1 protein-coding gene and 1 pseudogene are annotated in these 1,019 nt (G+C 60.5%); both read right to left on the minus strand.

Features of this window, described 5'->3' with window-relative positions; translation table 11 throughout:
* Positions 1 to 61 precede the first annotated feature (61 nt).
* A complete protein-coding gene (gene istB / locus BSIN_RS02055; protein ID WP_021164205.1) occupies positions 62 to 859 on the minus strand; it encodes an IS21-like element helper ATPase IstB in 798 nt (265 codons plus the stop codon).
* Positions 852 to 1,019: pseudogene (locus BSIN_RS26325) on the minus strand (IS21 family transposase); the annotation flags it as partial. The gene istB and the pseudogene BSIN_RS26325, both read right to left, overlap by 8 nt.

Raw genomic sequence — 1,019 nt, forward strand, 5'->3', positions numbered from 1 at the left:
ACCGAGTCTTAACCGACCGATTTCATCTAAATCTGCCCCACCCCGAGACAGCGTAGTACATCTATTCCGGTGTGGATAACTCTTCGTTACCCTCTGGTTTTGCCGCTCTTTTTCTTGTTGTCTTTGCCTTGGCAGAACTGGTCCTGAAGCGCCACGATTCATTGCCCGTTTCGACGATGTGGCAGTGATGGGTGACGCGGTCCAGCAGCGCTGTCGTCATCTTTGCATCCCCGAACACGCTCGCCCACTCGCCGAAGCTGAGATTGGTCGTGATCGCGACGCTCGTGTGCTCGTATAGCTTTGAGAGCAGATGGAACAGCAATGCACCGCCGGTCTGGCTGAACGGCAGATAGCCCAGTTCGTCGAGGATCACCAGATCGACGTACATCAGCTTGTGGGCAATCTGGCCTTGTTTGCCGATGGACTTCTCCTGCTCCAGGGCGTTGGTCAGCTCGACGGTCGAGAAGTAGCGCACACGCTTGCCGTGGCGCTGTACGGCTTCGATTCCGATCGCTGAGGCGAGGTGCGTCTTGCCAGTGCCCGGACCACCGATGAACACGACGTTGTGCGCGCTTGCGAGGAACGACAGCTCGCTCAGTTCGCGCACCAGCGCTTCGTCGACGTGTGCCTGCGCGAAGTCGAAGCCCTTCAGGTCGCGGTGTGCCGGGAAGCGCGCAGCGGTCATTTGATAGGCGATCGAGCGCACCTGCCGTTCGGCGGTTTCAGCCATCAACAGCTGCTTCATGAAGCGCTCCGGCTCGAAGTCAGTGTGACGCGACTGCGCGAGCAGCTCCGGCCATGTGCTCGCCATGCCGTGCAGTTTAAGACCCTTGAGCTGGGCCGCGATATCGTTAGACATGACGATCCTCCGGTGGGTTGGCGCGCAGCGTCTCGTAACGGCCCACGTCGGCCGCGGGCTCTTCCTTGAGCTGGAGTTTCGTCGTGGCGAGCCTGCCATTCGTGACGGGCGCCTTCAGCCGGCTCAGCACGTTCAGGACGTGCTCTGCGCTGGGGCGTCC

It is taken from the genome of Burkholderia singularis, assembly GCF_900176645.1.
GTDB lineage: Bacteria > Pseudomonadota > Gammaproteobacteria > Burkholderiales > Burkholderiaceae > Burkholderia > Burkholderia singularis.